The organism is Peptoniphilus mikwangii (assembly GCF_000468535.1).
Taxonomy (GTDB): Bacteria; Bacillota; Clostridia; order Tissierellales; family Peptoniphilaceae; genus Anaerosphaera; species Anaerosphaera mikwangii.
This window is the reverse complement of sequence record NZ_AUQY01000005.1, coordinates 94,833-120,573: the sequence shown is the minus strand read 5'-3', so window position 1 is coordinate 120,573 and position 25,741 is coordinate 94,833. Positions and strand designations below refer to the sequence as shown.

Annotated in this window: 22 protein-coding genes and 2 pseudogenes; 20 read left to right on the top strand and 4 right to left on the bottom strand. The window is 30.2% G+C overall.

Features of this window, described 5'->3' with window-relative positions; translation table 11 throughout:
* Window positions 1-160: 160 nt before the first annotated feature.
* The 6 genes and pseudogenes from M915_RS07590 (at window position 161) to M915_RS05500 (ending at window position 3,709) form a co-directional block, all read left to right on the top strand.
* A complete protein-coding gene (locus M915_RS07590) occupies window positions 161-385 on the top strand; it encodes a DUF5301 domain-containing protein (RefSeq protein WP_235043769.1) in 225 nt (74 codons plus the stop codon).
* A 17-nt stretch (window positions 386-402) separates the two neighbouring features.
* Window positions 403-465 (top strand): annotated as a pseudogene (locus M915_RS07585) (hypothetical protein); the annotation flags it as partial.
* Between the two features lie 93 nt (window positions 466-558).
* Complete coding sequence (locus M915_RS07580; protein ID WP_235043768.1) at window positions 559-858, top strand: hypothetical protein; 300 nt, start codon at window positions 559-561, stop codon at window positions 856-858.
* Window positions 859-986: 128 nt separating this feature from the next.
* A pseudogene (locus tag M915_RS05510) lies at window positions 987-1,304 on the top strand (DUF3847 domain-containing protein).
* A 242-nt stretch (window positions 1,305-1,546) separates the two neighbouring features.
* Window positions 1,547-3,007 (top strand): MobQ family relaxase, encoded by a 1,461-nt coding sequence (gene mobQ / locus M915_RS05505; protein WP_036730257.1) that lies wholly within the window; start codon window positions 1,547-1,549, stop codon window positions 3,005-3,007.
* A gap of 66 nt (window positions 3,008-3,073) precedes the next feature.
* Window positions 3,074-3,709, top strand: coding sequence for a hypothetical protein (locus M915_RS05500; protein WP_036730256.1), 636 nt, complete (start codon window positions 3,074-3,076; stop codon window positions 3,707-3,709).
* Window positions 3,710-3,958: 249 nt separating this feature from the next.
* Here M915_RS05500 and M915_RS05495 read toward each other — a convergent pair whose 3' ends face one another.
* Entirely contained in the window at window positions 3,959-6,853 is a 2,895-nt protein-coding gene (locus M915_RS05495; RefSeq protein ID WP_036730255.1) for an insulinase family protein, read from the bottom strand.
* A 265-nt stretch (window positions 6,854-7,118) separates the two neighbouring features.
* Here M915_RS05495 and M915_RS05490 point away from each other — a divergent pair, with 265 nt between their 5' ends.
* From M915_RS05490 to M915_RS05475, 4 genes are all read left to right on the top strand, one after another.
* The gene (locus M915_RS05490; protein WP_009221468.1) at window positions 7,119-8,438 is read left to right on the top strand and encodes an NCS2 family permease; all 1,320 of its coding nucleotides are present in this window, start codon (window positions 7,119-7,121) and stop codon (window positions 8,436-8,438) included.
* 121 nt (window positions 8,439-8,559) lie between these two features.
* A complete protein-coding gene (locus tag M915_RS05485; protein ID WP_051259805.1) occupies window positions 8,560-10,134 on the top strand; it encodes an S-layer homology domain-containing protein in 1,575 nt (524 codons plus the stop codon).
* A 106-nt stretch (window positions 10,135-10,240) separates the two neighbouring features.
* Window positions 10,241-10,597 (top strand): class II SORL domain-containing protein, encoded by a 357-nt coding sequence (locus M915_RS05480; protein WP_036730254.1) that lies wholly within the window; start codon window positions 10,241-10,243, stop codon window positions 10,595-10,597.
* Between the two features lie 55 nt (window positions 10,598-10,652).
* Entirely contained in the window at window positions 10,653-11,399 is a 747-nt protein-coding gene (locus M915_RS05475; protein WP_036730253.1) for a nitroreductase family protein, read from the top strand.
* A 39-nt stretch (window positions 11,400-11,438) separates the two neighbouring features.
* On the opposite strand, the gene M915_RS05470 is transcribed toward M915_RS05475, so the two are convergent.
* Window positions 11,439-12,152 (bottom strand): hypothetical protein, encoded by a 714-nt coding sequence (locus M915_RS05470; protein ID WP_036730252.1) that lies wholly within the window; start codon window positions 12,150-12,152, stop codon window positions 11,439-11,441.
* 497 nt (window positions 12,153-12,649) lie between these two features.
* Between M915_RS05470 and M915_RS07320 the strand changes: the two genes are divergently transcribed.
* Complete coding sequence (locus M915_RS07320; RefSeq protein ID WP_162799491.1) at window positions 12,650-14,104, top strand: copper amine oxidase N-terminal domain-containing protein; 1,455 nt, start codon at window positions 12,650-12,652, stop codon at window positions 14,102-14,104.
* Window positions 14,105-14,526: 422 nt separating this feature from the next.
* Here M915_RS07320 and M915_RS05460 read toward each other — a convergent pair whose 3' ends face one another.
* The gene (locus M915_RS05460; protein ID WP_036730251.1) at window positions 14,527-16,413 is read right to left on the bottom strand and encodes an ABC-F family ATP-binding cassette domain-containing protein; all 1,887 of its coding nucleotides are present in this window, start codon (window positions 16,411-16,413) and stop codon (window positions 14,527-14,529) included.
* An 88-nt stretch (window positions 16,414-16,501) separates the two neighbouring features.
* Here M915_RS05460 and M915_RS05455 point away from each other — a divergent pair, with 88 nt between their 5' ends.
* The 3 genes from M915_RS05455 to M915_RS05445 are packed head-to-tail and all read left to right on the top strand — an operon-like array spanning window position 16,502 to window position 18,763.
* Window positions 16,502-17,143 (top strand): redox-sensing transcriptional repressor Rex, encoded by a 642-nt coding sequence (locus tag M915_RS05455; protein WP_009221461.1) that lies wholly within the window; start codon window positions 16,502-16,504, stop codon window positions 17,141-17,143.
* A 41-nt stretch (window positions 17,144-17,184) separates the two neighbouring features.
* Window positions 17,185-18,060, top strand: a complete 876-nt coding sequence (locus tag M915_RS05450; protein ID WP_036730250.1) for a DNA-3-methyladenine glycosylase family protein — start codon at window positions 17,185-17,187, stop codon at window positions 18,058-18,060.
* Between the two features lie 4 nt (window positions 18,061-18,064).
* Complete coding sequence (locus M915_RS05445) at window positions 18,065-18,763, top strand: DUF554 domain-containing protein (protein ID WP_036730249.1); 699 nt, start codon at window positions 18,065-18,067, stop codon at window positions 18,761-18,763.
* A gap of 145 nt (window positions 18,764-18,908) precedes the next feature.
* Here the strand turns inward: M915_RS05445 and M915_RS05440 are convergent, their stop codons facing one another.
* Complete coding sequence (locus tag M915_RS05440; protein ID WP_009221458.1) at window positions 18,909-19,151, bottom strand: glutaredoxin family protein; 243 nt, start codon at window positions 19,149-19,151, stop codon at window positions 18,909-18,911.
* Between the two features lie 111 nt (window positions 19,152-19,262).
* Between M915_RS05440 and M915_RS05435 the strand changes: the two genes are divergently transcribed.
* Genes M915_RS05435 through smpB form a run of 6 tightly spaced genes read left to right on the top strand, consistent with a single transcriptional unit; the run spans window position 19,263 to window position 25,672 of the window.
* Window positions 19,263-19,622 carry a hypothetical protein gene (locus M915_RS05435; RefSeq protein WP_036730248.1) on the top strand — a complete coding sequence of 120 codons (360 nt, stop codon included), beginning with the start codon at window positions 19,263-19,265 and terminating at the stop codon, window positions 19,620-19,622.
* 15 nt (window positions 19,623-19,637) lie between these two features.
* Entirely contained in the window at window positions 19,638-20,405 is a 768-nt protein-coding gene (locus M915_RS05430; protein WP_036730246.1) for an alpha/beta fold hydrolase, read from the top strand.
* A gap of 8 nt (window positions 20,406-20,413) precedes the next feature.
* On the top strand, window positions 20,414-21,949 hold the full coding sequence (locus tag M915_RS05425; RefSeq protein WP_036730244.1) for a UDP-N-acetylmuramoyl-tripeptide--D-alanyl-D-alanine ligase: 1,536 nt from the start codon (window positions 20,414-20,416) through the stop codon (window positions 21,947-21,949).
* Between the two features lie 9 nt (window positions 21,950-21,958).
* Window positions 21,959-23,128, top strand: coding sequence for a D-alanine--D-alanine ligase family protein (locus tag M915_RS05420; protein ID WP_036730242.1), 1,170 nt, complete (start codon window positions 21,959-21,961; stop codon window positions 23,126-23,128).
* Window positions 23,128-25,227, top strand: a complete 2,100-nt coding sequence (rnr, locus tag M915_RS05415; RefSeq protein ID WP_036730240.1) for a ribonuclease R — start codon at window positions 23,128-23,130, stop codon at window positions 25,225-25,227. Before M915_RS05420 ends, rnr begins: the two co-directional genes overlap by 1 nt.
* Window positions 25,211-25,672 carry an SsrA-binding protein SmpB gene (smpB, locus tag M915_RS05410; RefSeq protein WP_036730238.1) on the top strand — a complete coding sequence of 154 codons (462 nt, stop codon included), beginning with the start codon at window positions 25,211-25,213 and terminating at the stop codon, window positions 25,670-25,672. Before rnr ends, smpB begins: the two co-directional genes overlap by 17 nt.
* The last annotated feature ends 69 nt before the right edge of the window (window positions 25,673-25,741 follow it).

The window sequence follows — 25,741 nt, the reverse complement described above, 5'->3', positions numbered from 1 at the left end:
ATTTTGATAAAAATAGTAAGGAAACATTTCAAGATAAATTGTTTAGCGTAATTCATTCTAAGAGGAAATAGTAGCGAGTGAGTAGGAAATTTGGCAATAGAAAAAATACTTAAAAAATTCTATTATACTAAATAATATGGAAGTGGGAGGAGAACCAAAATTGAAAAAATATATTAGAATAGTTCTAGTTTTGAGTTGTATATCAGCTTTAACTGCTTGTGGAAATAAAAAAGAAATAGTGTTACCAGAAACTAAAAATATAACAGAAATTGAAATCATGGATAATGTTTCTGAGACTGCTAACAAAATTATTGATGAAAAAGAAATATCAAAGCTGATTAGTGATATAAAAGATAATCAAAAGGTACTAATGCTAAGAGTGTAAATGACCAACCTACGAACATTGAAAACTATATCATAGTAAAATTTTATCATAAAGGTGCAGAAAAAAGTCCAAGTGTAGCATATCTATATCAGAAAAATGGGAATAGTTATGTTGAACAGCCATATCAGAGGATTTGGGATTTAAAAGAAGAAATCTTTAATAATATTATAGGGTTGATTAGTGAAAGCGATAATATAAAAGCTGGAACAGAAGCATCTTATAAACCTATGGTTAAAATAAACGATGAAATTTATGGTTGGGTTAGAGATTTGGGAGCAGTTAAATTAGGTGATATGAAATTTTTAGGAGAAATTAAAGGTTCGAAAGGCTCTTTATCAAAAACTTTAAATGATGAAGATGAAAATTTCACGAGTAACATTTATCCAATAGGAGCAAAAATATACAAATGGGATGAAAAAAGTATATTGATTGAATCTAATGATGTTTTTAGCGTTTGTGAAATTATTGAATAAAAATATTAAAGTAGACAAATCCTAACTTGCTGAATTAACAATTTAATAAAAACTAACACAGGAACAGTAAATCAAAAAAGGTTTACTGTTTTTTCTTTGCTCAAAACATAAAGAGAGGAAAACAGAAAATGAAAAATATAGACGAAAAAATTTTAATGGAAGAAGAAATCAAGCAATTACAAAATAAAAGAAAAAAGCTCATCAGTCAACAGAAACAGGAAGAACGAAAAAAGAGAGATAGACGGATATATGAAAAAGGAGCAGTCTTTGAAAGTATATTTACCTAAAGTAAAAACTTCACCAAAGATGAATTTTATCAGCTAATCACATCTCTAATTCGTAAAGAAGAAGCCAATCTTAAAATACTAAAAATCATTGAAAGCAGAGAAGAAACAGAAAGTAAAAATATAGAAAACCAAGAGACTGTAACGGACATCGAGGAATAGTCCCTTGTTTACAAGGGCGCACATATACACCCTAACAGGTGTGTGCGTTCTCCGAAGGCTCTTAGCAGAGGGCATATCGGCTAACGCTGATACAGGGGAGCTACACTCCCCTACGGAAATAAATTTCCTACCCCTTGTGTACTTCCCAAAAGAAATCGGATAAAAAGCTATCCGATTTTTTTAGGAAGTTCTATCTATCGCCACCATAACCATATCGGAAAATGGAAAGGAGGTTTTTTACTATGGCGATATATCATCTTTGCATAAAGATTATTTCAAGAGGCAAAGGCAAAAGTGCAGTAGCAGCTTCCGCCTATCGTAGTGGCGAAAAGATAAAAAATGAGTATGATGGCGAGGTTCACGACTTTACAAGAAAAGGCGGAATAGCCCATACTGAAATTCTTTTACCACAAAATGCACCACAGGAATTTTCAGATAGAGGGACATTGTGGAACAGTGTTGAGAAAATAGAAAAAAGTAAAAACTCACAGCTTGCAAGAGAAATTGAAGTTGCCCTACCTAAAGAATTAGACCGAGAAAAACAAATAAATCTTGTAAGAGAATATGTAAAAGAAAATTTTGTAAAAGTAGGTATGTGTGCCGATATTGCCTTACATGATAAAAATGATGGAAACCCACATTGTCATATCCTACTAACCATGCGACCACTAAATGAAGATACAACATGGGGAGCAAAATCAAAAAAGGAATATATCCTTGATGAAAACGGAGAAAAGGTAAAACTTAAAAATGGCAATTACAAAACAAGAAAGATAAATACAACAGATTGGAACGAGCAAGAGAAAGCGGAACACTGGAGAAAAGCATGGGCAGATATTACAAACAAATATCTTGAAGAAAACAGCATACAAGACAAAGTGGATCACCGCTCTTATCAAAGACAAGGCATAGAGCAAATACCAACAATCCACATGGGCGTATCAGCAACCCAAATGGAGAAGAAAGGCATAGCCACAGACAGAGGAAATATCAACCGAGAAATCAAACATCAAAATATGATTTTAAGAGAAATCTCAAGAAGAATAAAGGCATTACTAAATTGGATAAGAGGAATTGGAAAAGAAGAAAACGCAGAAATAGAAAATACAAAATCCACCCTTCCACCAAAAGAAAATCTAATATCCATTTTTGAAAGTCTTATCCATAAAAACGCAGATAACCATAATGCAGACTTAGAGAAATACACTGAAAGTTACCAAATTCTTAAAGAAAAAAATATCACTTCCTTATCTGAACTTAAAGAAAATATAGTTGCTTTAAGAGATAAGAACTACAAAACTACAAGAGCCATCAAAGACAGCAAAAAGAGAATTGATGATAAAACAAAACTTATTGACCAAGCCGAGAAATATTTGAAGCATAAAAATACCTATAAAGCCTATACCAAAACCAAGAAAAGCAAACAGGAAGATTTTTATAACGAGCATACGGCAGAGATTCTTTTATTTGAAAGTGCCAAGAAATATCTGAAAAAGCATTTAGGTGAAAGTAAGACCTTGAATATATCAAAATGGAAATCAGAAGTTGCCAATTTGAAAAAAGAGAAAATGAGCCTTTACAATCAGATATTAGATATACGAGAAGAAGTAGGACAGGCAGAAAAAGTTAAGACCTGTATAGAGCAGTTACAGGAACGAGAAAAGCGACCATCACAGGTAAAGCAAAACGAGTTAGACCTATAAAACTAAGTGAAAAAATGCTATAATGATTTAATATAAACAAAATTTGAATTTGGCGGAGAATAGAAAATGAAAGTATTTCTTGAGAAAATAAGAATACCTCAAAAAGGTGTTACTTCAAAATATATATTGGCAACGGTAGGGTTCATGTTATTTGGGTTTGCACTTGGAGTATTTCAGAAATGGATTGATGGTACAGCAAGCAATTATTTCCCAATGATTTTTCAACAACTTGATGTTGTAAATTATTTTGGCAGATTATCTATATGGATTTTGCTTGGAACAATAATATCAGTTTATTCTAAATCTCCTTTGAGAGCATCAATTAACACATTTTCGTTCTTGATTAGTATGCTGATGGGGTATTATTTATATTGCAATTATGTTTTAGGTTTTCTGCCGAAAACTTATATGATGATATGGGTAGTGATTGCTTGTGTATCCTTTTTTATGGCATACATGTGCTGGTATGCAAAAGGAAAAGGGGTTTTTGCAACTGTTCTTTCTGGAACAATTATTGGAGTGTTATTTGCGCAGGCTTTCAATCTTAATCCCCTACAAGGCTTTTATATGTATGACCTTATGGAGGTTATAACATGGATAATAGGTGTTCTAATCTTGTATAGAAAGCCAAAAGAATTTGTTTTAGAATTAGGAGTATCCGTTATAGTTGCATTTATATTTCAATTGATTATTCCACATTGAGGATAACTAAAAATCCTAGCTTTTGTAAAAAACAATTTTTTAATAAAAACTAACACAGAAACAGTAAATCAAAAAGGTTTACTGTTTTTTCTTGTCCAAAAGTGAAAAATATCCTACAGAAAAAGCATCCATAAATATAAAAAGGTACTTGACAAAACGCTTCCTGCGGAACATGTTTAAATTAAAAAATGAAGTATCTATTTAATAATAGATACTTCATTTTTTATTAAAATATTTTTCGATTATTTATTATTTTTTTAAATTTATTATTTCATTAAATAAATTTGAATGTTCTTTAATTTTTTCTTCTCCTCCGATTACACACAGATAGTTTTTATCCATTGCTTTTTTAATTAAAGGTGCGAATTTTTTTAGATCTTCAAGTGTTGCGGATAGAGCTTCTTTTTTATGTTTAGAGAGTTTTTCTTCTGTGATATTTGACAAGTAACGCACAAGATTTATATCACCTTTTGCTGATGGACTTAAAAGTGGGTCAAAACTATTTACAGAGCCTATTATGAAATTTTTAAGTTCTGAAGCGCTAAGTGTCAGCTCTTCCAAGAATTTATACATATTGTCATATACATCAATAGTATTTTTTAAATGTGGATCTCTGTAAGAATAGCTCATCATGTCAGAAGACATTGTAAATTTAACTCCTGCACCATAAGCGCCACCTTTTGCACGAATATTGTAGTGCAAATAATTTGTTGAAAGTATGCTTCCGAGAACTGTAAGAATACCTGAATATTCTTCTCCAAGAGCTTCTATGTCGTATCCCTTAGATACATACTGAACACCTGCTGATGTTGTAAATGCTTGGTTTTTAGGTGTAGGCTCCATTTCAAATTCACTTATTTCATATTTTGAGTCATCTAATTTTTCTGTAAGTTCTAAGATATATTTCTTATTTATTTCAAGTGATTTTCTTGAACCTGTGTAGTTTATTACTAAGTTATTCTTGTTAAATACAAGTTTTTTAAGTTCTATGAGCGAAACTTTAAATTTTTCAAATTCTTCTTCAAAATTGTTTATCAAGTCGGAAAGGTAGAAATAATTTTCAAGTCCGTTAAGCTGTGCGTTGTATGCAGCTTGTCTTGAAAAATAGCTTTTTACTGTTTCCATTACTATATTATGACCATTTTGTAAAATTGTAGCTTCATCAGATGACTTTTCCATCAACAATAATTCTCTTATTCTGTTTTTATCATCAAATGTCGTAGAATTTATTATTTCTTCAACAAGTTGAACTGATTTTTCAAAGTTTACGTCGAGAGTTTTAAAACTCAAATTCAATCTTGGGGAGAAATTGTTTTTTGTTGAGTAGTCTTTGTAAGTCGTAGGGTTTATTACAAAACCGCCCATTGTTTTATAGATTTCGGAATCTAAGCAATGATAGTTGTATTTTTCGGTTGATAATTTTCCGATGAGATCTGTCATAATTGACATATCTTTTAATTTATCTTGTGATATATGTGCTATGTCAAAACTTAAAGTTATATATGAAATTTCATTTGTAAATTGTTCATTAAATAACAGTTTTGCATGTTTTTCATCATAGATTTCATGAGGTATGTGTGTTATACCGTCTTTTATATCGGATAATTCAAGAGAAGGAATTGTATTTTTATCTTCTTCGGAGTCTTCGGTCATTTGAAATTCAATAAGTTCTTGATGTTGTTTGATTATGTTTTCAAGTTCTTCATCCGATAGAGTCTTTTTATATGCTTCAAGTTTTTTAGCGCATTCATTTTCTTCAATAACACTCTTATTAACTTCAGGAACAACTGAAATTAAGATTGAATAGTTGTTGTTTAAAAGTTTTTTTTCAATGTAATCTTCAATGAAGTTTGAGTTTATTTTTTCCCTTATTTCATTGATTAAATCATTTGCCTTTAATCCGTCTATTGGACTTAAATCATACAGCCATAAATTTAGAGCACGTATATAATATATAATTGAGCGTTGCGTACCGCCGCCTTCCCTAAAAGCAAATTCAAATTTGTTTAGTGTAGCTTCAAGTAAATTTTTATCTATTCCATTTTCAACTACTTTTCTTAGACAGTTTTCTATGATGCTTTTAAACTCATTAATTTTTGAACTGTCGGTATTTTTGGCAACAATTGATAAATCAAGAGCTTTTGAAGTTGATGTTTCCGCATATACATCTTCTGCAAATCCATTTTGAAGCAGTGCAGTTTTTATAGGAGATGAGTTTGAGTCGATTAAAAGCTCTGCTAAAAAATTTCTCATAAATAAATCAAGTTGATTATCTGCATTTCCAAGGCACCAACTATATCCGAGAAAATCTTTATTTTCTCCGAGTTCATTTTCAGATACGCTATATGTTTCTGTAACTCTTTCTTGTTTTTGAATAGGGTCATTTAAAATTATTTCAGAGTTAATTTTTTTATATTCAAAATTACTTAGATACTCTCTGTCGATATAATCAAGAGCTTCTTCCATATCAAGATCACCGTATAAATATATATATGAATTTGAAGGATGATAGAATTTTTTATGGAATGCTAAGAAGTTTTCATAGGTCAAATTAGGAATATCTTTAGGGTCCCCGCCGGAGTCAATTCCGTAAGAGGAGTTTTTGTGTAAATTAAATGTAATTGCATCAGATACTATATTTTGAGGATCTGAATAGACACCCTTCATCTCATTATACACAACACCGTTATATTTAAGAGGGGCTTCCTTATTTTCAAGTTCATAATGCCAGCCTTCTTGTAAAAATATTTCTTTTTTTTCATACATTCTCGGATAGAAAACGGAATCTAAATATACATCCATTAAGTTATAAAAGTCTTTTTTGTTTCTTGAACTCACAGGATATATTGTCTTATCGGGAAAAGTCATAGCATTTAAAAAAGTTTGCATACTTGACTTGATAAGATCCATAAAAGGTTCTCTTGTCTTATATTTTCTTGAACCGGAAAGAACACAATGTTCTACTATATGTGCAACACCGGTTGCATCTGTCGGAATAGTTCTAAATCCTATACCGAATGCTTTATTTTCATCATTATTTGATAGAGTGAGGATTTTAGCTTTTGTAGATTTATGTTCATACACTCTTGCAGTTGATGCAACCTCACTTATATATTCTTCATTTAAAAGTTTATAATTGTTCATACTTGCCTCCTTAAAATTATATTATACTCGAAAAAAATTATTTTAGTATAAAAATACAACATTTTTAAAAGATATTTTTCTATAAATTTGTTGAAAAATAAATATTCCAAGAGTCATAAAAATCTTTTTTTTGTAATGCCTATGTGATATTATTAAGAAGTAATATTTTTGTTTGTAAGTGATTTCCGAAGTACCGAAATTTATTTAAATAAGAATATTATAGTATGTTTATAGGGACTTATTAGCATGAGGAGGGAAATTTTTTATGGAGAGTAGCTTTTTTGAGAAGAGATTTAAGCTCAGTGAAAGAAAGACTGATGTAAGAACTGAAATTGCTGCGGGACTTACTACATTTATGACAATGTCATATATTTTGATTGTGAATCCTAGTTTGCTTTCACAAACAGGAATGGATAGAGGAGCTGTATTTACTGCAACTATAATTTCTTCGGTAATTGCAATTTTGATTATGGGATTTTACGCAAATCTTCCGTTTGCATTAGGACCAGGTATGGGACTAAATGCGTTTTTTACATTTACAGTTTGCATGCAAATGGGGAAACCTTGGGAATTTGCATTAACAGCAGTATTTTTAGAAGGTATCTTATTTATATTATTATCAATGTTTAAAGTTAGAGAAGCAATTTTTGAATCAATTCCATTAACTTTAAAAAAAGCTGTATCGGTAGGTATAGGACTTTTTATCGCACTTATAGGATTTACAAATGCTAATATAATAGTACCGGGAGAAGGCGTAATTTTATCTCTTGGAGATCTACTTACACCGAACTCGCTCGTATTATTTTTTGCATTATTTTTGATGGGATTTTTAACAGCTAAAAAAGTTAAAGGAGCTTTACTTCTTGGAATAATAGGATCGACAATTTTAGCTCTTATTTTAGGTGTATCTCAATTACCTCAAACTGCAATATTTTCATTACCACCGTCAATTGAGCCGATAGCATTTAAGCTACAATTAAACAGTATCTTTACATTTGAAATGTTTTCGGTAATGTTTACATTTTTATTTGTAGATTTATTTGACACAATAGGAACTCTTACAGGAGTAGCTACTAAGGCGGGATTATTGGATGAAGATGGAAAGTTACCGGATGTAGGAAAGGCACTTCTTGCAGATGCAATAGGTACAGCGGCAGGAGCAGCTCTTGGAACAAGTACAGTAACAACATTTGTAGAAAGTGCAAGCGGGGTTGCAGATGGAGGAAGAACGGGACTTACTTCACTATCGACAGGATTTTTCTTTTTGATTTCACTGTTTTTCTTTCCGCTATTTTCAATAGTGCCAACAGAAGCTACATCAGCAGCTCTTATCGTAGTTGGATTATTTATGATGAGCCCTATAAAGGAAATAGACTTTGATGATTTTACAGAATCACTTCCTGCGTTTTTAACAATTTCAATGATGCCCTTTGCATACTCAATTGCAGAAGGTATTGCATTTGGAATGATGAGCTATGCATTGTTAAAAGTAACAACAGGAAGACGCAAAGAAGTATCTCCGATAATGATACTCCTTGCAGTAATATTTTTGCTTAGAATATTAAAACCGTTATTTCCATTTTAACGGAAAAAAAGAGTATATCACAGTAAATGATATACTCTTTTTTGTATAACCTATTTTGTAACAGTAATTTAATATACTAAATTTATAATACATAATATAATATAAATAGAGGGGTGATTATGTGATAAAAATTAGGAATATGATTGTATTTGTTTTTTCCATATTATTAATTACAATACAAGTATATGCAAAGGAAGATATTCAAGTTGTGCTCGAGCATCCTGCTATATATTCTGCGCAGGAGGGGGACAAGTTAAATTACCAATTGAAGATAAGTCTTCCGGAGAGCTATGAAAAGTATTATAAATCATTTGCAGTAACTGTACTTATGGATTCAAACCTTTCTGTAGTTGAAAATAAACTGGACGGAATAGAACTTGTCGACAGTAAAATTGAAGTTAAAGTTACAAGTGTAAAGAAAAATACTCAAAATTTAGTTACACTATCTATAAATGATGTAAATGTGTTAAATGGACTTAGAAACTTTACTTTAAATATATCTACAGTAGTTAAAAAGGACACGGTATCCGGAAGTAACTTTAATAATTCATTTGTTTTATCCTATGTTGATAAGACCGGTTCAGAAAGTTCACAACAAAAAGATATTACATCAAATACGAAGGTACAAGACGGCAAAATAGTAGTTAGTGATGTCTTTTCAAAATCAACTGAGGTAACAGGAGTAACTGAAAAAAATTCAAAGATAAAGATTTTGATTGAGGGTAAAAAAATTGCAGAAGGAATAAGTGATAAAAATGGCAATTTTAAGATTGGAATAGAACCTCAAGAAGTGGGAACTAAATTAAATATTGTAAGTTATTTTACAAAAGATGCAGAAGATAAGACGGCAAGTATTATAGTTGTTGTAAAAAATAAAGAGGATTCTTATGTGGCGGGAAGCATGGTAGATGAAAGCATTAAAAGTTATGATGAAAATAAAATGAAACTTTTACATGACTATGTTGCTATGGCAAGAGATCTTAATGTATCGTCAGTAGAGAAAGAACATGCTGCAAGACTTATGGCTGCTGTTGCCAACGGACAATATATTGAAGTTAAGTCGAAAGTTTCAGGAGCTGAAATTGAAGATGCCATAACAAAATTGAAGGAAGCTGTTGCCATTATAAGAAAACCGTTCATGAACGGATATTCAAAAACGACCTTCGGACCAAAAAATAATATGAAAAGGGCGGAAGTTGCAAGTGTACTTACAAAAATATACCTTGGAAAAGATGCACAGGGAGTTTTCAGTTCATTTAGTGATGTAAGTCAAGAAGCATGGTATGCAGATGCAGTTGGATTTATGGAGAAAAAGGGTATAATTACCGGATACAACAATGGTAAATTTATGCCTGAAAAGTCTATAACAAGAGCAGAATTTGCAAGTATAATTTCAAAATTTGCAAATATAAATATTGATAATACGCCTTTATCATTTAATGATGTAAATGAAGAACATTGGGCAAAAAATGCTATAGATGCGGTAACATCAAAGGGGCTCATGAATGGAAGAGGAAAGAATTTATTTGCTCCGAATGAGCCTATAACAAGAGCGGAAGTTGCAACTGTATTAAATAAACTCCAAAATAGGACTCCGAATAAGGCATTTATGGATTCATATAGTAAAAATCCATTTAAAGATGTCAACAGCAAGTTTTGGGCATATTATGAAATATTGGAAGCGACAGGGAATTAAATTTATATTAAAAAGTAATTAAATTTAAAAAAATATATAAAAATAGTGTAAATTTTAATAAAAGGGGTATTATTTAATTAAGTTATAATATGGGGGTAATAAAAGTATGAAAAAATTAACAGAAACAGTACAATCAGGAGATTGGAAAAATGAAAAACACGTGCCTGTAATACACGTTGAAAATAATGGTGAAGAGCTTGTAGTAAAAGCATTTGTAGGAGAAGAAATAGCACATCCAAATACTTTGGAACATCATATTTCTTGGATTAAGTTATTTTTCCAACCTGAAGGAGCAAAATTTCCTATTGAAATAGGAAGTTATGAATTTAAGGTTCATGGAGAAGAAGAACTATTTACTAAACCTGAAGTTGTTTCTACATTGAAAACTACTAAAAAAGGAACATTATATGCAATGAGTTATTGCAATATTCATGGACTTTGGGAAAATTCACAAGAAGTTTAATGCTTTATAGAGGATCCTCTTTTGAGGATTCTTTTTTATAGGGGGTATGTCATAAGTGAACGAAACAATAAATATGCAGCTTAATCATAGAACTATCAGAGAGTTCGATAACAGAGCGGTTGAAGATGAAGTATTGGAAGAGTTGTTTGAGGTTTTTAATAGAGCGCCAAGTTCAACGGGACTTCAACAATGTTCAATAATAAGAGTCACTGATCAGAAAATAAAAGATGAAATAATGAAAGTATCCACTCAAAAATATCTTGCAAAATGTCCCGAATTGTTAATATTTATAGTAGATATTTATAGAAATTCGAGAATAGCAATAGAAAACGGATTTAAAGATAATTCATATAGAGATATGGATAGATTTTTTCAAGGATTTACAGATGCGCTTGTAGGAGCTCAAAATATGGTGAATGCCATTGAAAGTTTAGGACTTGGAGCAGTCTATTTCGGATCTATTTTAAATGATTATGACAGGATTTGTGAAATCTTGAAATTGCCTGAATTAACATTTCCAGTTGTTGGACTTGGATTCGGATATCCTATGCAAAATCCTCAAATTAAACCTAAAATGCCTGTAAATTTAAAAATATTTGAAAATAAATATAAAGTATTTGATAACTATATGGATTCCATTAAAGAGTATGATGATGAAACGACGAACTACTATGACACAAGAGATGAGGGAAGAAGATCAGATTGTTTTTCAAAGCAAGTTGTTAAGAGATTTGAAGATATAGTTATAAAGAGAAAAGATGTTTTAAAATCTATTGCCAAGCAAGGGTTTAATGTTGAATAGAAAAAAGCTATTGTCAAAACAAAAGTTTCGACAATAGCTTTATATATTTATGATATTTTTATCAATTTTTTCAGCTAAAACAGCTTCATCAATTAAGCTTATTGTATTGTACATACTTTTTACAGCACTAATTGAAATTCTGAAATTTCCGTTTTCATTTTTCCCCTTTAATACTAAAGCATTCGGTTTTTTATCATAATAAATTGATTTGAAATCAGAGTATTTTATAGGTAGATTTCCAAATATAATTCCATCTTCAAAACTGCCTATCACAGTTCCGAACATTTCTCTGCCGTATTTAAAAGAATTTGTATTGCTGATAGAATACACATTTATATTTTCAGAACCTTCTTTTTTAGGGAATATACCACATAAAAGATTAATTATAAATGTCATTAGTATAATTATAACTACAATAGGTCTTGCAACTGTATTTAAAGCTGAATTATCTCGGATATATAATTGCTGTATAAAGTAACAGTTAATATAAATTAAAAATGCTATGTAGACAAATAAATTCATTATGAAAGTAGTTTTTGATATTACAAGTTTTTTTAATTTAAACATTTTGCTATAATTTGAAAATAATTCAATCACAGTTGATAAAAATAGATAATTCATTATAACCCAGAATCCTACAAACATTCCGGAGCCTTTTATAAAAGCACTATCTCCCATAGTAAATTGGCAATACATAGGTAAAATAGCTGATATTAAAATAGTTGCACCCATTTTTACGTTTTCGTTCTTCATTTTGCACCTCCATTATGAAATTATAACATATATTTAAAAAAATAATGAGAAAAAATGATAATTTAGTTTAAAATTGATTTAATGGGGTATTATGATAATAACACTTGTGAATGAAAATTGTGTAGACAAAAGAAAGCGTGATACCAATGAAGATTTTAAGTAAGACATTGCTTTAGAATTTAAGGTATGGTGATTCCATTGAAAATACAGAATAAAAGCCTTTTTGAAAGAGAAAAGGCGAGCAGACAATCACAATAAAATAAGATTGAAGTAGTTAAATACTAAAAGCTGAAACACTTATGTTTATATAAAAATATTGTGATCTAAAAAAACTTAATATTAAATTTAGTCCGACATATTTTGTCGGATTTTTTATACTTAAATTTATGAATATAAAAAGTTAAAATATATCTAAATATTACAAAATTAACTTTTCAAATATGGTTTATAGGTATATAATTTAGTGTAATAAAATTTTGAGGAGGGAATTATTGATTATGAAGAAGAAAATTTTATCATTAATTATGATTTTAGCTATGATGTTTTCTTTAGTAGCATGTACTCCAAATATGAAGGCATATGTTGCTGAAGCAAATAAAGTAGCTGAGTGGAAGGGTTATGACGTAGATGCAAAAGCTGAGATGAAAGTATCTATGCAAGATGAAAAAAATGGTACTATGACATTTTCAGTTCCTATGACTATCAAAGGAAAAAGCTCAAAAGATATGGCTGAATTAGTAATGAATTTAAACGTTAAGTCAATTAAGGAATTGGCAGCTAAAGAGGGAGAAGATGTTAAATCTGTTCCTGACAGCATAGAATTTAAAGTTGTAACAGACGGTAAGAAAGTTTATATTGCAAAAGAGGTTTTTATCAAACTTCTTGGAGATGATGTTCCGAAGGCAATAAAAGAAGCTAAAGAAGAATATATTGCTCTTGATACTCAATTTGCAACTGCACCAATTCCGGTTGCCGCATCAGAAAAAGCTAATACAGGAAATATGGATATGAAATATCTACAAAGTGCTGAATTTAAATCTGATGTTATGAAAATTTTTGATGCAGCATTCGCAGATTATAAACCTGTTGTTGATTTTAAGGTTGAAGGAAACAAATTCAGCTATGAGGCAACTATCGACGAACTTACAAAAGAGGCGGTTAATGTTGCAAGTACAATAGCCAAAAATTGGGAAAAAACTGAACCTACTTTAACTCCTGTATTAAATAAGATGGGAATTAAAGTAGCTAAGGAAGACCTTAACAAGGGAATGTCTGAATTTAAAAAAGATGAATTTGAAAAATCCGCAGAACAAGTTAAGGAAACATTAAAAGGTTCAAAAGTTAAATATAATGTAGAATTTAAGGAAAATTCATTTGTTCAAAATTATGACATTACATTTAACATTGATAAAGTAATGAAGATGGAAATGAAAATACAGGAGACAGACACAAAACTTGAAAGTGTAAATATAGCTATTCCTACATCAGTTAAAAATATGACTATGGAAGAATATGTAAACTTATTTATGCCTGAAAGCAAAGAAACTGCTATATTAGTTGCTTATAATGGAGAAATGATTGAATTTGAGGATCAAGAGCCTGTTATAAAAAATGACAGAACATTAGTGCCATTTAGAGCATTACTTGAAAAAATGGGTGCTGAAGTTAAATGGGACACAGCAACTAAAAAAGTTACAGCTGTAAAAGACGGTAAAGAAATCATTCTTGAAATCGGAAACAAAACAGCGGTAGTGGACGGAAAGAAAGTTGAAATGGATGTTCCGGCACAAATTCTTAATGACAGAACTATGATTCCTTTAAGATTTGTATCTGAAAATTTAGGTTACAAGGTTAAGTTTGATAATTCTACAAAAGGATTATACTTAATTGATATTTACAATATTAGCGATGAAGAGTTAGCAAATAAAATTAAAGGTGACTCTAAAAATTAAAAAGTTTATTTTAAAAGCTCTCGGTTTAGAACTGAGAGCTTTTAAAATATAAATAAAAAGTATATGTATAAAGACATTTTTGTAAATCGATTAAAAAATTTCCACAAAAAATTTGTTCTTAATTTTGTGGATAATGTGTATAACTTTGGGGATAAAGTAAATAAGTGCATTAAGAGGAAATAAGAACTGGGGATATATAAAAAACGAGTAAAATGGCTTTAATTACAGAAAAACTTATATTATGAATGATATTGTAGATGATAATGAGATGTTTAGCTATGTTAAACCTGTGGATAAATTGCCGGGTTAATAAATTTATTAACATAAAAATTAAATCTAAATATATAGCTGTAGATATTTATTAGATACAATATTAAACCAAAATTGGATTACATAACTTAGGGGCAGTTTGAAATGAAGAATCAGTTCTCCATTTCAAACCAGGCTTCATATAAATTTTCAAGTTCTTCATTTTTGACATTTCTTGTTTGAGATAATTTTTGAACTTTTTCTATGTTATTATATATTTCGGGGACAGATAGTTCGATATCAATTTCATTTATTTCAGATTCAATTTTATGGATTGCTTCTTCAAGATTTTTACGTTTGGCTTTTTCTTTTTTCAGCTGTTCATTTTTTTGTTTTTCAAGTTTTTTAATATTATTAAGTTCAGTTTTTGAAATATATTTTTCTTCATCGTCTGTTATGGGAGAGGTTTTTTCTAAGTAGTAATTATAATTTCCCAGATATTCATCTATTCCGTTTTCAGACATTGCAAATATTTTATTGCAAACTGAGTTTAAAAAATATCTATCATGTGATATTGCTAAAATTGTTCCGTCATATAAACTTAAAGCTTCTTCTAATGCTTCTTTTGAATCAATATCAAGATGATTTGTAGGTTCATCAAGGAACAGCAGATTTGCCCCTTTAAGCATTATTTTAAGCAGAGATATGCGTCCCTTTTCTCCACCGGACAAATCATCAATGAGCTTAAAAACATCATCACCTATAAACAAAAATTTTGCAAGATATGAGCGAATTTCATAGTGATTTAGATGTGGATATTCATCCCATATTTCATCAATAACTGTATTTTGAGAATTTAGATTTTCCATTTCTTGGTCAAAGTATGCAGTGCTGACTTTTGCACCAAAATTAAATTTTCCGTTATAAGAATCTATTTTCCCTGTCAGTATTTTGAAAAGAGTTGATTTACCGACACCATTTGGACCGATAAGACCGATTTTATCTTGCTTGTATACATTAAAATTTATATTTTCAAAAATTTTTGTTGAGTTATAAGATTTAGAAAGTTCTTCGACTTTTAAAACCTCTCGTCCGGATTCATATTTTGGTGAAAATCTAAAAGATGTTTTTTTAATATCTTGCGGGGGAGGAAGTTTTTTCATTTTATCAAGCAGTTTTTGTCTTGATTTTCCCTGCCTTATAAATCTGTCTCTTCCAAGAGAAAGGTATCTTTCTATTATTTCTTCCTGACGTTTAATTTCTTTTTGTTGATCTTCAAATTGTTTTTTTAGAAGTTCGAGTTGGATTTTACGCTGTTTTACATATACGGAATAATTGCCTTTAAATGTTGTTACAGTATTATGTTCAAGAAGTGCTATTTTATTTACGACATTATCTAAGAAATATCTATCATGAGATATTATAATCATAGCACCTTTAAAGTCTTTGAGATATTTTTCGAGCCATGATATTGCATTGATATCTAAGTGGTTTGTAGGCTCGTCAAGTAACAATAAGTCAGGTTCACTTAAAAGTAGCTTTGCAAGAGATAACCTTGATTTTTGCCCTCCTGAAAGTTCATCTACATTTTTGTCAAAATCTTCTGTTGTAAATCCCAATCCTATCAATGTGCCACGTATTTTAGACGGATATGAATAGCCGTCAAGCTCTGAAAATTTTTCTTGTAGTATACCATACCTGTTTACATCTTCATCAAAATTTAGGCTGTCAGGATTTGAAATTTTGATTTCCAAATCTCTGAGTTCTTTCTCTATTTTTATTAAATATTCAAATTCTTTTTCACATTCAGCATATATGGAGTTTTGACCGGTGCTTTGTAGGTGTTGTTTTAAATAGCCTATCTTTAAATTTTTAGGTATAAAAATATTTCCGCTATCCTTAGAAATTTCATCTGTAATTATATTAAACAAAGTTGTTTTACCGCTTCCGTTATTTCCGATAAGACCTATTTTATCTCTGTCTTCCACTATTAAATTTACATTTTCCAAAATTAAGTCGGTTATGTATGACTTATTTAAATTAGATATACTTAATAACATAATTCACCTCGGAATTTTATTGTATCAAAATTTACAAATTAATAAAAGATTGATATAATACTATGTGAAAAATATAGGAGGTGTGCAGGTGGCAAATAGGGTTAACAGAGTTTCGGAAACTGTAATTAGAAGATTACCTATATATCATAGATATTTAACGGAAATTTTAGATAAAAAAATAGAGAGAATATCATCATCTGAACTTAGTAATTTAACAGGCTTTACAGCATCTCAGATAAGACAGGACTTAAATAATTTCGGCGGTTTCGGTCAGCAAGGATATGGATATAATGTTTCTGATTTAAGAGATGAGATTGGAAATATTCTTGGAATGGATCATATCTATAAAACTATAGTCATAGGAGCAGGTAGATTAGGTTCTGCAATTGCAAGATATAGCGGTTTCAGAAAAAGCGGTTTCAAAATTCAGGCGCTTTTTGATTCCGATAAAGACATTGTCGGAAATGATATAGATTCAATACCGATATTGGATGCTGATGATTTAGAGGAATATGTAAGAACGAATAAGATAGATGTTGCTATAATAACAGTACCTAAAGATCATGCAGTTGAAGTAATAAATGATCTTATAAGCTATAAAATAAAAGGTATATGGAATTTTGCACCTATAGATATAAGTGTTCCCGATGATGTGGTAATTGAAAATGTAAGACTTAATGATTCTCTTTTAAAATTATCATATTATTTAAAAGAAAATAGTTTAAAATAGAGGTGCTAAATGTACCTCTAATTTAATTAAAAGGTAATGAAATGAATATAGAGATTAAAAAAAATGAATTGATAATAAAAGATTTATCTTTCTTTGAGCCCGCTCATATATTTAAATGCGGTCAAGCATTCAGATGGAAAGAAGAACAAGATTTATCTTTTACAAATATTGCATTTGGTAAAATATTAAATATTTCTAAAATCGGTGAAAATGTAATTTTAAAAAATACTTCTATTGAAGAATTTAATGAGCTTTGGGTGGATTATTTTGATTTGAATAGAGATTATTTTTCACTTAGGGAAGAGTTGTCATTTGATGAAATATTAAGAGCTGCACTTGAGTATGGGAATGGAATTAGGATTTTAAATCAGGATCCGTTTGAAACAATAATAACATTTATAATTTCTGCAAATAATCAAATTCCAAGAATAAAAAAGTCGATAGAAAAGATTTCTCAAATGTATGGGGAAAAAATCGGAGAGTATCTCGGAGAAGAGTATTATAATTTTCCGAGTGCAGATAAATTAGCTTTGGCAGATCCGAAAGATTTAAGAGAATTTGCTAAGGTCGGTTTCAGGGATGAGAGAATAGTAAAAGCATCGAAGATGATTAGAGATAGAGAGATAGATATTGGACTCTTATATGATTGTCCGATTGAGATGGCTAGAGAAGAACTTATGAAACTTCCGGGTGTAGGTCCGAAAGTTGCGGATTGTGTGCTTTTGTTTGCATTTAAAAGACAAGAGTCATTTCCTGTTGACGTTTGGATAAAGAGGGTAATGGAAGAACTATACTTAAAGAAGAGTACAAACAAAAATAAAATCGCTGATGAAGGTAGGAGAATTTTTGGGAAGAATGCCGGATTTGCTCAGCAATATTTATTTTTCTATGGCAGAGAGAATCAACTTGGAAGGTGAGTAAATGATAGCAGCACTTGTAAACGGAATAGCAATAATTATATGCTCAATATTCGGGAAGTTTGTCGGAGGAAAATTTAGAACTGAACTTCAGGACCAGTTAATGGATATATTAGCTATATGTATTTTTTTCATAGGAGTTTCAACTTCGCTATCGGGAGAAAATGTAACTCTTGTTGTACTTTCATGTATAATTGGAGTTATAATAGGAGATGCGATAGGAATAGAAGATAAGCTTTATTTATTTGGTGATAGAGTTAGAAATTTAGTTATGAAAAATAGAAATGATACTTCATCTAAATTTGTTGAAGGATTTATAACAGGGTCCATATTATTTGCAATGGGAAGTATGGCAATACTGGGTTCAATAGCGGCAGGAGTTTCTAAAAATTATTCCGTATTGTTTGCAAAATCAATAATAGATGGAGTTACGGCAGTGGTTTTATCATCTATGTACGGAATAGGCGTATTGTTTTCCGGTATAGTAGTATTTTTATATGAAGGAGCAATAGCATTATTTGCAGGTTCACTTCAGTCGTTTTTCACACCTACAATAGTTGCAAATATATCAGGAGTTGGGGGTATATTGATTATGGCAATAGGAATAGATATGTTAAAAATAAAGGAAATAAAAACATCGAATATGATGCCGGCAATATTAATTCCCATCGTTTACGAGATACTTTTAAATTTAATTAAATAATAGAAGAGAGTACATTCAGTACTCTCTTTTTATAAGTTCAGATAAAATATAATTATATTGTTTGACAATTTTATACTTGTTAGCATGACGATTATTATTCGGATTTTATTTTATAATTCATATATGATAATCTGAAGATGTATAATTACTTTTCATATCTATCCTTTAAATAATTTATAATATCACGTGATTCATACATGGGTTTTTCTCCGATAAAAAGACATGGCACTTGTCTCATTCCACCTTTTTCTATAAGATAATCTCTTGCATCTTTATCTTTATCAATGTTTATAATTTCGATATCTGAAATATTATTTTTACTTATAAAAAATTCTACTCTCTTACAAAATGGACACCATGTTCCTGTAAATAATCTTAAATTTTCCATAAATCCTCCTAAATTTTAATTCTTATGAATTATTTACCCCATAACAATACGTTCAATCATTTAAAAACTATGTATTTTTTGATATAATAACATAGATTAGAGGTGAATTATATGAATTTATTTGATGACTTTGCAAATAATTTTAGTGATGTTACTAAAAAGATTAGAGAAAATTCTAAGGAAATAAAAAGACAAACTCTTATTAAGATTGAAATAGCAAAAGAAGAAAGACGCTTAAACAAGTCTTATGAAGAGTTAGGAAGAGAATTTTATAAAATTAACAAAAGACTTTCAGATGGAAATTCAAATTATATAGATAATATAATGGATAAAATAGATATTTCTATATCCAAAATAGAGGCGTTAAAGACAAAGCTTTCTACAGTTTTTAACAATGTTAAAAGTGAAAAATTTGATAAATATAAACCTGATGAGTCTGTGATATATATTGATGAAAGAGATTTAAAATAATTTCTTGGAGGATAAATGGAAAAAGAAAAGATTAAAGTATTTGATACTCTTCTTAGCTATATTGAGATTGGAGAAGGAGAACCTCTTGTAATACTTCACGGATGGGGGGCAAATATTGAGTCAATTATGCCGATAGTAAATTGTGCTCCAAAAAAATTCAAAGTATATGCTTATGACGCAGCCGGATTTGGAGACAGTGAAGAGCCTAAAGATGCTCTTTCTACCGAAGATTATGAAAGGTATCTAGTTGAATTTTTAAGGCTTAAAAATATAAATAGGGCTACTTTTATAGGACATTCATTTGGAGGTAAGACACTTAGTATCTTTGCAGCTAAACATCCTGAAAGAGTAAATAAACTTGTTTTAGTTGATGCATCCGGTGTAATCCCGAAGAGAACTTTAAAATATTATTTAAAAGTATACAGCTTTAAATTTTTAAGGGGAATTTATACAAAATTAAATTTTTTCAAGGATAGGGAAGAGGTATTAAAAAAATTTTATGAAAAATTTGGTTCTGATGACTATCAAAATTCTAAGGGAATTATGAGAAAAACTTTTGTCAAGGTTGTGAATGAAGCTACAACACAGTATTTTGATAAAATTATTGCGCCGACTTTATTAGTTTGGGGAGAGAACGACGATGCTACTCCGCTATATATGGCAAAGGTTTTTGAAAGTAAAATAAAAGATAGCGGACTTGTAGTTTTAAAAGGGGCAGGACATTTTAGTTATATAGATGATTACTCTACGTTTAGTGCAATTATAAATTCATTTTTAGGATAGGAGAATTTATGTTATATATTTTTTTGATTGAATTTTTAGTTATTTTTGTTACACTTTATTTTTCAATAATAAGAAGTAATTATCCGATTCATATGCTACAGCTTGAAGGATATGAAAATGATGAATATTTAAAGTGGATTTCAGAGAATAAAGATAAAGTGACAAAACTCTGGTATAAAAAGCAAGATGAAGAAAAAAGTCCTCTTGTTTGGACTGATAGGGCGAAAAGGCTTATGAAAAAGCATGAGCTGGTAAATATTATTATAGTTTTTATTATTTGTATAGTAGCAGATATAATCTATTTATTTTTTGATAATATTGCATTTTTAGTTATATTTCTTTTGATAACAGGATTTCTGCTGTATTTTTATCAATATAAGTTGATTGTAGTTTCGAACAAGTTTGCAATACCGAAAGAGTTGGAAATAAATATGGGATTTTATAAACAGGCCCAGGAAAAGATTAGAAATTATAAAGAAAATTATGACCTTAAAGTACTTGGAATAACAGGTTCATTTGGTAAAACATCAGTTAAATTTATTTCAAACACAATATTATCTGAAGGGCTTAGAGTTAAAAATACTCCTTCATCATTTAATACCCCAATGGGACTTTCAAAAATAATAAATAATGAGCTTGAAAATACTACGGAGGTATTTATAGCAGAACTTGGTGCGAAGAAAAGAGGAGAAATTGAAGAAGTAGCAGCATTGGTTCAACCTAATATAGGAATAATTACAGCAATAGGACCTACACATATGCATCTTTTCAAGACGATAGATAATATTCAAAATACCAAGTATGAATTAATAGAGATGTTACCTGAAAATGGAGTTGCAATTTTTAATTATGATAATGACTATGTAAAGCCTCTTGCAGATAAGACTGAAATAAAGACAATAAGGTATGGAATTAAAGATGTAGAGAAACTTGATGTATATGCAACCGATATTAGTGTAGATGAAATGGGATCTAAATTTATTTTACACATAAGAGAACTTGGAGAGATTGAGTGTGAGAGTAAACTTTTAGGAGTGCATAATATTTCAAACTTACTTGCAGCTGCATCGAGTGCATATATTCTTGGACTATCATTGGAACAAATAGCAAACGGAATGAAAAAAGTTGAACCGGTTGAACATAGGCTCAATATTGTAAATTCAAATTCAGGAGTAATAGTAATTGATGATGCTTTCAATTCAAATCCGGTTGGATTTAGAGCGGCACTTGATGTAATTTCCGAGTTTAAAGATGGCAGAAAAATTATAATAACTCCGGGAATGGTAGAACTTGGAGATATGGAAGAAGAAGAAAATTATAAGATAGGTTTTGAAATCGCAAAAACATGTGATTTTGTAATACTTGTTGGGAAAAAGAGGACTGCTCCGATTTATAGGGGACTTGAAGATGCGAAATATAATTTGGAAAATGTATTTAGAGTTAACAGTCTGAATGAAGCTACACAGGTGTTAGGACATTTAAGTGCACCTAAGGATGTGGTTTTGTTTGAAAATGATTTGCCTGATAATTATAGTGAGCAATAGGAGGAAAAGATGGAAAATATAGCAGTAGTATTCGGGGGACGAAGTGTTGAACATGAGGTATCCATAATTACGGGGATGCAAATAATGGAAAATATGGATAAGAGTAAATATAATCCAATTCCATTATATATAACTAAGGAAGGTAAATTTTTAACAGGAGATTGTTTAAAGAATTTTTCAACATTTAAGAAAAATGATTTTTCTGAGGCGATAGAAGTATTTTTTAAAGGATATACAGGGGATTCAAATATGTATACTATAAAAATGCAAAAATCGGGTCTTTTTTCCAAAGAAAATTTCGGGATAGAAGTATATGCTAAAATTGATGCGATATTCCCCGCACTACATGGGACATATGGTGAAGATGGATGTTTTCAAGGTTTGCTTGAGCTAATTCAAGTTCCGTATGTCGGATGTGGTGTAATGAGTGCAGCAGTCGGTATGGACAAGGTAATAATGAAAAAAGTGTTTCAATCAGAAGACATACCGATGACAGAGTATTTTTATTTTTATCGAGACGAGTGGAAAAACAGAGATGAAATAATAGAAAAAGCTGAAAAATTGGGATACAGTTTATTTGTAAAACCTGCCAATTTAGGTTCTTCTGTAGGAATATCAAAAGCAACAAATAGAGAAGAATTTGTTGAGGCGGTTGAAATTGCAGTTCATTATGATAGAAAGATTATAGTTGAACGTGCTGTTGAAAATCCGAGAGAAATAAATGCTGCAGTTATGGGCTATGAGGGAGATATAATTGTTTCTGCGTGTGAAGAGCCTATCGGTTGGAAAGATTTGTTGAAATATGAAGATAAATATATTGCAGGCTCCAAAGGTTCTAAAGGGATGAAAAATAAAAAGAAGAATTTACCTGCAGATATACCTGAAGATGTAAGAGCTGAAATTGAAAAATATGCACATCTTGCATTTAGAGCAATAGATGGTATGGGAGATGCAAGAATAGATTTTTTACTTGATGGAGATAAAGTTTATGTAAATGAAATAAACACTCTTCCGGGTTCAATAGCATTTTATCTTTGGGAAGAAAGCGGAATTTCGTTTAAGGAATTAATTACAAGACTTATTGAGCTTTCAAAAATAAGATACAAACAAAAATCTGAAAATATAACATCGTATAATTCTGATTTATTGACAAAAACTTCTTATGGAGCAAAATTGTAATGATAAAAGAAAAAATCTTTGAGAGTATAAAAGATCGTGCGCCAATGACAAAAGAGCAAATTGCTAAACTCTTTGAAATAAAAAATAAAGAAAAATCTGAATTTTACAAATTACTTCAAAAACTTGAAAATGACGGTCTATTGTTTTTGCTCGATCATAAATATATTGCTATTGACAATAAAAGATATAGATATGGAAAAGTTCAGGGAAATGAAAAGGGATTCGGATTTTTATTACAAGACGATGAAGATGTTTTTATTTCTGAAAATAATATGAATTCAGCATTAAATGGTGATGAAGTAGTTGTTAAAGTTCTTGATAGAAAAGCCGGAGACAGCATTGAAGGAAAGATAATCCTCATAGTAAAAAGATCCAATGAAAAGGTAGTCGGTACATTTCAAAATTGTCAAAAATTTGGTTTTGTAGTTCCTGATGATAATAAAATTTCCTTTGATATATTTGTTTCAAAAAAAGATTTTTTAGGAGCCAAGGATGGACAAAAAGTTCTTGTAAAAATTGAAAAATGGCCTGAAAAAAATAAGAAGCCCGAAGGGAAAATAATTAAAATTTTTGGTTATGAGGGAGAAAAAGAAGTTGATATTTTAAGTATTGCAGCAAGTTTAAATCTGCCTATGGAGTTTAGTAATTCTGCATTATCTCTTGCAAAGTCAATACCTACATTTGTAGCTGAAAAAGATTTAAAGGATAGACTTGATTTAAGAGATATAACTACGTTTACAATTGATGGAGCGGATTCAAAAGATTTTGACGATGCTGTTTCAATAGAAAAACTTGAAAATGGGGGCTATAGACTCGGTGTGCATATTGCGGATGTATCGCATTATGTAAAAGAATCTGATGAAATTGATAAAAATGCTTACGAAAGAGGAAATTCGGTTTATCTTATAGATAAAGTAATACCTATGTTGCCGGAAGAACTTTCAAATGGCATATGTTCGTTAAATGAGGGGGTAGATAGACTTACTCTTTCAGTTATTATTGATTTGGATAATAATGCTAAAGTAATTGAACATCAGATTGTGCCTGCAGTTATCAGATCCTCTAAACGATTAATTTATGACAATGTTTCTGATTTAATAGAAAAAAATATTGTAGATGAAAGTGTTTTAAATATTAAAGATGATTTACTTTTAATGAATGAGCTTGCTCTTAAACTTAGAAAGAGAAGAATGGACAGGGGATCTATTGATTTTGATTTTCCGGAGGCGAAAATAACAGTTGACAATAATGGACGACCTACAGATATAAGACGTGAAGAGAGAAGAAGTGCAAATAAATTAATAGAAGAATTTATGCTGTTATGTAACGAAACAGTTGCGGAACAATATTTTTGGATGGAACTTCCATTTATATATAGAATACATGAAGAGCCTGATGAGGAGAAAATTGAAAATTTAAATAAAATATTAAGACATTTAGGCTTGAAATTAAATACTCAAAATTTGGATTCTAAAGAAGTTCAAAGCCTTATAGAAAAAGTAAAGGGAAAAGAGTTTGAGTTATTTGTGAGTACTCTAATTTTAAGAAGTATGAAAAAGGCGAGATATTCAGAACAAAATGATATACATTTCGGACTTGCGGCAAAATATTATTCACATTTCACATCGCCGATAAGAAGATATGCCGATCTTACAATACACAGAATAATAAAAGACTCTATAAAAAATAAATTGACAACAGGAAGAATAAACTATTTTGAAAATGTACTTTCGGATTTTGCAAAACATATATCTGCAACAGAGAGGCTTGCACAAGATGCGGAGAGAATGGTTGAATCAGTTAAGATGGCTGAGTACATGTCTGATAGAATAGGAGAAGAATATCCTGCAATCCTTTCTTCTATTACAAGTTTTGGAATGTTTGCTCAACTTGAAAATACAATTGAAGGGCTGATAAGCTATCAAAGCCTTTCGGATTATTTTGAATATAATGAAGAAGAATATTCTGCAGTTGGTAGAGATACAGGAAAAGTTTATAACATAGGAGATAAAATTACCGTAAAAGTTGTAAATACAAATATTACAAGAGGAACTATCGACTTTGAGATAGTAGGTGATGAAAATGGCAAAGAGTGTTGATAATGCCTTAGCTACGAATAGAAAAGCAAGACATGATTATTTTATTGAAGATACAATTGAAACAGGAATAGAACTTAGAGGAACAGAGGTAAAATCTCTTAGAAAGGGAAAGGCAAATATTTCAGATGCATATGCGGAAATTAAAAATGGAGAAGTTTTTGTGGAAAATATGCATATCAGTCCTTATGAACAGGGAAATATTTTTAATGTAGATCCGCTTAGAGTTAGAAAATTATTACTTCACAAGAGTGAAATAAGACGTCTTGAAAGAGATACTACTTTGAAGGGATACACTCTTATTCCGCTTAAGTTATATTTGAATAGAGGTAGAGTTAAACTTGAACTTGCCGTTGCAAAAGGTAAAAAATTATATGATAAAAGAGAAACCTTGGCAAAGAAAGATGCTCAGCGGAAAATAGAGCAGGCGATGAAGGAAAGATATTAAAAATATTGTGTCTAATATGAGTAGAGCCTAAACGGCTCTATTTTTTATAATTAACAGTATAATTGATTT